Consider the following 7,052-nt stretch of genomic DNA (forward strand, 5'->3'; position numbering starts at 1 on the left):
GTCAGTGCTCACCACGAACACCGGAGCAGACCGGTCCCGTCCCGTCCCCAGCGTCCCGGGGGTCCTCGACGCCGACGCGGTGCGCGCCACCGGCGAGTGGATCGCCTCCGTGCAGCGTCCGAGCGGTGAGATCCCGTGGTTCACGGGCGGCCACACCGACCCCTGGGACCACGTGGAGTCGGCCATGGGTCTGTCGGTGGCCGGCCAGTGGGAGGCCGCCGAGAAGGCGTACGGGTTCCTGCGCGACACCCAGCGCGGCGACGGCTCGTGGCCGGTGAGGTGGCAGGACGGCGTGATCGTGGACGCCGACACCGACTCCAACTTCTGCGCCTACATCGCGGTCGGGGTGTGGCACCACCATCTGGTCACCGCCCAGCCGGGATTCCTGGAGTCGATGTGGCCGACGGTGCGCAGGGCGCTCGACCTGGTGCTGACCTTCCAGGGCCCGGACGGTCAGATGTGGTGGGGTGCGGGCGAGGAGGGCTTCTGCGAGGAGGCCCTCATCACCGGCTCCTCGAGCGTCCACCACGCCCTGCGGTGTGGGGTGGCGATCGCGGAGGAGCTCGGGGGGACGGCCCCGGACTGGGACGCCGCCGCTGACTCCCTCGGACACGCTCTACGGGCACACCCGGAGTTGTTCACACCCAAGGACGAGTTCTCCATGGACTGGTACTACCCGGTTCTCGGTGGGGTGATGGTGGGGGATCAGGCTCAGGCGAGGCTGGACTCCCTCTGGGACCGGTTCGTCGTCGACGGCCTGGGTATCCGGTGTGTGGACCACCGGCCGTGGGTCACCGGCGCCGAGACGTGCGAGCTGGTGCTCGCGCTCGAGGCGGCGGGGCGGCACGAGCAGGCCCTCGAGCAGTTCACCAACATGCAGCACCTGCGGGACACCGACGGCTCCTACTGGACCGGACTGGTGTTCGCGGACGGCAAGCGCTGGCCCGTGGAACTGAGCACGTGGACCGGGGCGGTCATGCTTCTCGCGGCCGACGCGCTGTCCCGCACCACGCCGGGCAACGAGATCTTCCGCTACGTCTCGGACCACACCATGCAGAGTTTGAACCTCGCGCCGGCCGATCCGGCCGACAGCGCCCCGGGCGATCCTGCTGACGGCGCCCCGGGCGAGGAGCGCCCGCCCATCTCGGCCGCCGTGCGCTAGTCTGTCGGGAACTGCCGCTGGACACTTGTCTGGTCAGGTGTCAGCCGGCGGCCCCGACCGCACGAGGAGCGCCCATGGAATTCGGACTCACCCTGTTCACCAGCGATCGGGGGATCCGGCCGACCTCGGCCGCCGTGGCCGCGGAGAACGCCGGGTTCTCCGCGTTCTACGTACCCGAACACACCCACATCCCGATCCGGCGCGAGGCCGCGCACCCGGGCACCGGTGGGGCCGAACTGCCCGACGAGCGCTACAGCCGGACGCTCGACCCCTGGGTCGCGCTCGCCGCGGTGTCCTCGGTCACCTCGAGGATCCGCCTCGGCACGGCCGTGGCGATCCCGGTCGAGAGCGACCCGATCACCCTGGCCAAGACCATCGCCTCGGTCGACCACCTCTCGGGCGGCCGCACGGTGCTCGGGGTGGGTTACGGGTGGAACCTCGACGAGATGGCGGATCACAACGTCCCGCCCAAGCTTCGCCGCACCATGCTGCGCGAGTACCTCGAGGCCATGCGGGAACTGTGGAGCCGGGAGGAGGCCGAGTACCACGGGCGGTTCGTGGACTTCGGTCCCAGCTGGGCCTGGCCCAAGACCGTCCAGCAGGGCGGGCCCCGCACGCTCGTCGGTGCCGCGGGAAACGAGAAGAACTTCAAGTGGATCTGCCGGAGCGCCGACGGCTGGATGACCACCCCGATCTCCCAGGACATCGCCGGCAGCGTCCGGCAGTTGCGGGAGCTGTGGGCGGAGGCCGGTCGTGAGGGGGAACCCTACATCGTGGTGCTCGACGGCAAGCCGATCCCCGAGAAGATCGAGATGTACCGCGAGCTGGGTGTGCACGAGCTCGTCTACGGGACCCCGGACAAGTCCGAGGAGGAGGTGCTGGCCTACATCGACCGTCTGGCCGGCAAACTCGGGCTGGCCGTGGGCGCCTGAACGACCGGCGTCTGAGTCTCAGCCCTTCCCGGTGGCCCCGCCGCGCCGGTACCGTCGGCGGTATGACCTCCGCCTCTGACACCCCCGTCGTCGTCATCACCGGGGCCGGGGGCGGCCTCGGTGCCGCCACGGCCGCGCTCTACTCGGACCGCGGGTGGCACGTGGTCGCCGTCGACCTCACCGCACCCCGGGGCGGCGCGGGCATCACGCCCGTGGCGCTCGACGTGACCGATTCCGTGTCCCTCGAGGCGCTCGCCGATCGGGTCCGCGCGGACCACGGCCGCCTGGACGCTGTGATCACCTTTGCCGGGGTCCTGGGGATCGGACCGCTCGCCGAGACCGACCCGGATCGGGTCCAGCAGGTGCTCGACGTGAACGTCATGGGCACCGTCCGGACGGTCCACGCGATGTTCGGCCTGCTCCGCGTGAGTGGCGGACGGGTGGTCCTCATCAGCTCGGAGACGGGCCCCCAGCACGGGATGCCGATGAACGGCGCCTACGCCATGAGCAAGCACGCGATCGAGGCCTACGGGGACTCCCTCCGGCGCGAGCTCATGTTCCTCGGCCTCGACGTGGTGCTCATCCAACCGGGCCCGTTCCGCACGGGGATGACCGCGTCGATCCGGCGCCGCTTCCAGGAATCCACGCTCCCGGGTTCGCCGTTCGCCGCCATGGCCGCGGTGATGGGGGAGATGGCGGCGGGGGAGGACGACAAGGCCACCGATCCCCGGGTCCTGGCGGAGGCGGTGTGGACCGCCGGCACGACCGCCCGGCCCCGCCGCCGCTACGCCGTGAAGTGGGACCTCGGACGCAGGCTCCTGGATCACCTCCCCGTCCCGGTGGTGGACAAGGCGCTCACACTGGCGCTGGGCGGCAGGATCAACGCCAAGAGGCTCGAACTGCGGCGCGAGGCGGCCGACACCCTCAGCGCCGCCGACGCGGAGGTGCGGCCGTGAGCAACCTCGACACCCGTCCGGAGGAGATCGAATGCGAGGCGGGCGGATCGCCCGGTGGACCCGAACCCGGGGGCGCCGCGGTGGAGATCATCACTTCCCGTGACGTCCCGCTCGGCGGGCCGCGGGCGATGACGGTCAAGCGGACGCTCCCGCAGCGGCAGCGCTCGCTGATCGGAGCCTGGTGCTTCGTCGACCACTACGGCCCCGACGACGTCTCGGCCACCGGCGGGATGGACGTGCCCTCGCATCCGCACACCGGACTCCAGACCGTCAGCTGGCTCTTCGAGGGCAACGTGACCCACCACGACTCCGGAGACAACCACGCGGTCGTCCGGCCCGGCGAGGTCAACCTCATGACCTCCGGAGCCGGCATCTGCCACACCGAGGTCTCGACCCAGGACACGGGCGTGCTGCACGGGGTGCAGCTGTGGACTGTGCTCCCCGAGAGACACCGCGAGAGCAGCGGCCGCGGGTTCGAGCACTACGTGCCCGAGGAGGTGGAGTACGAGGGCGGGTCCGCCCTGGTCTTCATCGGGTCGCTGCTGGGCTCGTCGTCGTCGGTCACGACCTACAGTCCCCTCCTCGGCGCGGAACTCCGCCTGGACCCCGGAGCCCGGCTCACCCTCGACGTAGACCCGGAGTTCGAACACGGTCTCCTGGTGGACGCCGGCGACATCACGCTCGAGGGCGTGACCGTCGAATCCTCCCAACTGGGGTACACCGGTCTCGGCGAAACCACCCTGAAGATCGACAACACCGGATCCACCCCGGCGCGGATGATCCTCATCGGCGGCACCCCGTTCGGCGAGGAGATCGTGATGTGGTGGAACTTCATCGGCCGCTCCCACGACGAGATCGTGCGCTACCGGCAGGAGTGGGAGGCCGGGTCGGACCGCTTCGGCCGGGTCGACGGCTACATCGGGCGAAACCCGGACGGGCTCACCCGCCTCCCCGCGCCCACCCTGCCCGGCAGTGTGCTCACGCCGAGGGCGAACCCGGCCGCACGGGCACAGACCGGGGAGGGTGTCTGACATGGGTGTCCCGCCGCTGGACCGCGCCCAGCGTGAGGTCTACAAGCAGCTCGTCCGCACCGCGGTCGCCTCCCGGGAGGCGTCCACCGGGGCCGGGCTGGAGGAGACGCTGCTCGAGCTGGTCAACATCCGGGTCTCCCAGCTCAACGGCTGTGCGGCCTGCCTGGCCACGCACGTCCCGGCCGCGCGGAAGGCCGGGGTGTCGCAGGATCGCCTGGACCTGCTGCCGGCGTGGCGGGACATCGACGAGTTCGGCGGTCCCGAGCGGGCCGCGCTCCGCCTGGCCGAGACGCTCACGCGCCTGGACAGCGTCGACGAGCGCGAGGCGGCCACCGCCGCCGCCGCCGAGCACTTCGACGAGGACCAACTCTCCGCGCTGGAGTGGTCGATCGTGCTGATCAACGCGTTCAACCGCGTGTCGATCGCCAGCGACCACCGGGTGCGGCTCGAGGACTGATACGCACCCGGAACCCATGATCTCCATTCTGGCCGGAAGCACGGGAGCCGCGTGGAGGACTACCGTGGGCGCTGTGAGCGAGAAGCCGGACGTCCAGACCCTCGGCGAACTGCGCGCCGCCGGGTACACCAGCCGCAGCCTGCGCGAGGAGATGCGCGAGAACCTCCTCGCGGGGTTGGCCGCAGGCCGCGATCCCTGGCCCGGGATGCACGGATTCGACTCCACGGTCATCCCGCAACTCGAGAGGGCGATCATCGCCGGCCACGACATCGTCCTGCTGGGCGAGCGCGGGCAGGGCAAGACCCGCCTGCTGCGCACCCTGGTGGGTCTGCTCGACGAGTGGTCGCCCGTGGTCGCGGGATCCGAGCTCGGGGAGGACCCGCTCGCGCCGATCACCTCGGCGACGCGGGAGCGGATCACCCGGGAGGGTGACTCCCTGCCGATCGCCTGGCGGCACCGGACCGAGCGATACGTCGAGAAACTCTCCACCCCGGACACCTCCGTGGCGGACATGATCGGCGACGTCGACCCGATGCGGGTGGCCGAGGGGCGGCGCCTCGGCGACCCGGAGACGATCCACTACGGCCTGGTGCCCCGCGCGAACCGCGGCATCGTGGCGCTCAACGAGCTCCCCGATCTGGCGGAGCGCATCCAGGTGGCTCTGCTCAACGTCATGGAGGAGCGGGACGTCCAGATCCGGGGTTATGTGCTGCGGTTGCCCCTCGACGTGCTGGTGGTGGCCTCGGCCAACCCGGAGGACTACACCAACCGCGGTCGCATCATCACCCCGCTCAAGGATCGTTTCGGCGCCGAGATCCGCACGCACTACCCGTTGGACCTGTCCGACGAGATCGAGGTGGTGCGGCAGGAGGCGGAGCTCACGGCGGAGGTCCCGGACGCCCTGATGGAGCTGCTCGCCCGGTTCACCCGCGAACTGCGGACGTCGGACTCGGTCAACCAGGCCTCCGGCGTGTCCGCGCGCTTCGCGATAGCGGGTGCCGAGACCGTCGCCGCGGCGGCCAGGCGTCGCTCCGCCGTCCGGGGGACCGACGACCCGGGCGAGGCGGTGGCGAGGCTGGTCGACGTCGACGCCGCCGTGGACGTCCTGCGCGGGAAGATCGAGTTCGAGCCGGGGGAGGAGGGCCGAGAGCCGGAGATCCTGCGCTACCTCCTGCGCAGCGCCACCGTCGACGTGGTGCGCGAGATGTTCCGCGGTGTCGACCTGGCCCCGCTCGTGGAGGCGTTCGACGGTTCGGTGACCCTGACGACCGGCGCCAGCGTGACCGCGGCGGAGTTCCTCGAGGCCTTGCCCGAGCTCTCCGACCCGGGCCTCTACGACCGGATCGCCGACCGCGTGGGCGCCACGACGGTGGGGCAACGGGCAGGGGCGATCGAGTTCGCGCTGGAGGGGTTGTACCTCTCGCGGCGACTGTCCAAGGAGACCGGGGACGGCGCCGCCGTCTACGGCTGACAACCCGGGGCGGCCGCGTTCGTCGACCCGGTCGACGCGGCCGAAGGTGGTGGCCGAGAAGCCGCCGGAGCAGGAGGGACGCGATGTCGCGAGAGGAACCCCGCGCGCGGTACGGCCGGTACGTCGGCGGCCCGGATCCGCTCGCGCCCCCGCTCGACCTGTCCGAGGCGCTCGACGCGGTGTCCGACGGGGTGATGGCGGGATACTCGCCCGAGCAGTCGATGCGCGAGTTCCTGCGTCGGGGCGGACGGGACCAGGCCGGTCTCGACGACCTCGCCGGCAGGGTGCAGCGCCGTCGCCGTGAACTGCTCGAGCGCGGCCACCTGGGCGGGACCCTGGAGGAGGTGTCCGAGCTACTGGAGAAGGCGCTGCTGGCCGAACGCGGGCAGCTCGCCCGGGACACGCAGATGGACCCGATGGATCGGACCCTGCGCGAGATGACCATCGAGAACCTCCCGGACTCCCCGGCCGCGGCGGTCGGGGAACTGGCCGATTACGACTGGGCCTCCACCGATGCCCGCGAGGCCTACCGCCGGATCCAGGACCTGCTCGGGGCGGAGGCGCTCGAGTCCCGGTTCGCCGGCATGAAGCAGGCTCTCGAGAACGCGACCGACGCCGACCGTGCGGCGGTGTCGGAGATGCTCGCCGACCTCACGGAGTTGCTCGACAAGCACTCCCGCGGGCAGGACACCCCCGAGGACTTCGAGCGCTTCATGGACAAGCACGCCGACTCCTTCCCGGAGCAGCCCGCCGACATCGACGAGCTCATCGACGTCCTGGCCAGGCGCGCGGCGGCCGCGCAACGCATGATGCGGTCGATGACACCGGAGCAGCGGGAGGAGTTGATGGCGCTCTCGCAGCAGGCGTTCGGTTCGCCGGAACTCATGGAGCAGCTCGGGCGCCTCGACGGACTGCTGCAGTCGCTCCGGCCCGGGGAGGACTGGGACGGCTCCGCGGACTTCGACGGCGAGGAGGGACTGGGGTTCTCCGAGGGCGCGGCGGCGATGGCCGAACTCGGTGACCTGGACCGCCTCGCCGAGCAG

6 protein-coding genes and 1 pseudogene are annotated in these 7,052 nt (G+C 71.3%); all 7 read left to right on the top strand.

Translation table 11 applies throughout. From position 1 onward, the window contains the following. Positions 1–4 precede the first annotated feature (4 nt). A complete protein-coding gene (locus G6027_RS12960) occupies positions 5–1,162 on the top strand; it encodes a prenyltransferase (protein WP_182637534.1) in 1,158 nt (385 codons plus the stop codon). Positions 1,163–1,236: 74 nt separating this feature from the next. After that, a complete protein-coding gene (locus tag G6027_RS12965; protein ID WP_182637535.1) occupies positions 1,237–2,094 on the top strand; it encodes an LLM class F420-dependent oxidoreductase in 858 nt (285 codons plus the stop codon). 62 nt (positions 2,095–2,156) lie between these two features. Continuing rightward, positions 2,157–3,050 (top strand): SDR family NAD(P)-dependent oxidoreductase, encoded by an 894-nt coding sequence (locus G6027_RS12970; protein WP_182637536.1) that lies wholly within the window; start codon positions 2,157–2,159, stop codon positions 3,048–3,050. Positions 3,051–3,076: 26 nt separating this feature from the next. Continuing rightward, positions 3,077–4,081, top strand: coding sequence for a pirin family protein (locus G6027_RS12975; protein WP_346995730.1), 1,005 nt, complete (start codon positions 3,077–3,079; stop codon positions 4,079–4,081). A gap of 1 nt (position 4,082) precedes the next feature. Beyond that, the gene (locus tag G6027_RS12980) at positions 4,083–4,538 is read left to right on the top strand and encodes a carboxymuconolactone decarboxylase family protein (protein WP_182637539.1); all 456 of its coding nucleotides are present in this window, start codon (positions 4,083–4,085) and stop codon (positions 4,536–4,538) included. A 73-nt stretch (positions 4,539–4,611) separates the two neighbouring features. Beyond that, the gene (locus G6027_RS12985) at positions 4,612–6,009 is read left to right on the top strand and encodes a sigma 54-interacting transcriptional regulator (RefSeq protein WP_182637538.1); all 1,398 of its coding nucleotides are present in this window, start codon (positions 4,612–4,614) and stop codon (positions 6,007–6,009) included. An 83-nt stretch (positions 6,010–6,092) separates the two neighbouring features. Continuing rightward, a pseudogene (locus G6027_RS12990) lies at positions 6,093–7,052 on the top strand (hypothetical protein); the annotation flags it as partial.

Origin of the sequence: Dietzia sp. SLG310A2-38A2, assembly GCF_014145095.1 — a bacterium.
GTDB lineage: Bacteria > Actinomycetota > Actinomycetes > Mycobacteriales > Mycobacteriaceae > Dietzia.